The organism is Coprococcus sp. RTP21428st1_C9_RTP21428_210409, assembly GCF_040227395.1.
Lineage (GTDB): Bacteria > Bacillota > Clostridia > Lachnospirales > Lachnospiraceae > Coprococcus > Coprococcus aceti.
The window spans coordinates 1-2,223 of record NZ_JBEHVV010000133.1; the positions used below are offsets into that span (position 1 = coordinate 1).

Consider the following 2,223-nt stretch of genomic DNA (forward strand, 5'->3'; position numbering starts at 1 on the left):
GGAACAAGACTCCCTGAGAACTCAACGATCACTTTAGCTGCTACTCCTCATAAGGGATATAAGGTTAAGAGCTGGTCACTAAATGGAAAGACAGTTACGGATCCACAGTGTGGAACATCCGGTGGCAAGGCGTGCAGCGATGACCAGATCCAGATGGCTAAGCTGAAAGCAAACATGAATGTAGCAGTAAACTTTGAGCCTGTATATCACAAGCTGACATACAAGCCGGACAATAAGGCTCACGGAACACTCAAAGCAAACTATGTGACGGATGGAACAATTGGAAAATCGTTTGGTTCAGGTGCAAACATTCATATAGAACAGAAGGTAAGACTCACTGCGGTTCCGGCAGCAGGATATGTTCTGGATCATTGGACTGTTACGGGAGAAGATGGAGTTCCAGAGACCGTTCTCGCGGAAGATGGAGTGACAAATAACACATCTCTCACATATGATGCAGAGGAGATCAGCGAGGATACACTTATCACGGCATATTTTGCAGAGGCACAGAATTTCAAAATATCAGTCTCGCCTGTAACTGTTGGAAGCGATGGAAAGACTACAGTGACAACAGGTGTGGATGTCACAGTCAAGGCTCAGCGAGTTGACGGCACAGTGACTATAGAGAGCGGTGAAGATGGTATATATGAAGTCAGCCGAGGCGACAATGTGACCATCCAGGTTACCGTTCCGTCAGGACTACTTCTCGACGGATGGTCAGCAGCAGATGGACAGGAACTTGGAACTATATCAGCGGATCTCAGGACGATGACAGTGTATGATATAGCTTCAGACCTCGATTATACAGTTAAGTACACTGCGCCGAACAGATACAAGGTGACATATGGTGCGGATGATGATGCAGCCGGTGTGGTAGATGCTGTGGCTACCGGAAGTACAGACGCACTTGTATCCGGTGACAAGCAGCTTCAGGGAAGTGACATAGTATTTACAGCAACTCCAAATGAAGGCTACGAGGTAGCATACTGGGAGGTAAATGGCGAGAAGGTTGATGCTGAGGCAGAAGGTGCTGGCGCCCAGAGGTATGAACTAGAATATCTCGGCAAGGATACAAAGGTTGTCGTATACTTCTACAAACAGCCGGTTGTGTCGTGGACATCAGGAAATGACACAGAGATGACTGCAAGGTCAGGAGATTCTGATCTGGCAAATGGCGGATGTATCGCATATGCAAGTAAGGATGATCTGAAATTCACATTTGCGGTGAAGAGAAATTATGAGATAGCTGACATAAAGGTAAATTACGCAGGAGAGGATGTATTCAGTCTTGCGGAGGACAGCGGAGAAGGAAAGCTGGCTGAGACTGCGGATTCTGAGTCCGGAACAGAGAGATACACGTTTACGTGGAGTGCTCCGGCAGATGGATTTACAGGGGATGTGACAGTAAATGCCACATACAGAAAGATCGCACCATCCGTGAAGGCTGAGTATTCTCTGAAAGTGATAGAGAAGGCTTCTGCTGGAGAGGCGTCAGGAAAGACACACGGCTCTATAAGTGCAGATGTGTCAAGAAAAAATCTCCCTTCATACATACAGATAGGAGATACCATAAGTGATGCGACGGAGAGCAAATCTGCGCAGATCACAGACATATACAGAGATTCTGTCATCACATTCAAGGTTGTGCCTGATGATGGATACAATGTAAAAGAATGGATCATAAATGGACATAAGCTGACAAGCGAGACGGAGAATATAAAGTTATATTCAGACAAGAAAGTAAATGATACCCTTAAGATCACGGTTGACGGAGATTCATCTGATATGACAGTTATGGCTGGTCTTGAGCTGGTTGGTGATGTACTCACATTTGGTCCTGAGACAGAGGGAACAGGTGAGGTGAGCGCCATGATCACATCTACAAAGCTGGTGCTCGAATCAGGAGATATGATAGGTGCTGCTTCATATGTGGAATTCACAGCGACGGCTGCAGAAGGATATGAAGTTGCAGACTGGCTTGTAAATGGAATCAGTCAGGGCGTGGCAGAGAATATATTTGCATACAAAGTGCCAAAGGATACGAGAGTTGATGTGAGGGCTGTGTTTGACAGACCTGTGTATAAGATAACATGGTCAGCGGACGGAGCCGGACAGATAGAGGCAGAGAACGTGACATCAGGAGAGACACTATATGGAGAGTCTGCGGATATCAGAGGCGACAGAATGCTTAAGTTTACGGCTATTCCGGATCTGTATATGGAG

At 46.4% G+C, this 2,223-nt stretch carries 1 protein-coding gene; it reads left to right on the forward strand.

Translation table 11 applies throughout. From position 1 onward, the window contains the following. A partial coding sequence (locus ABUA34_RS14155; protein WP_349823531.1) for an InlB B-repeat-containing protein occupies positions 1-2,223 on the forward strand: 2,223 nt, incomplete at both ends.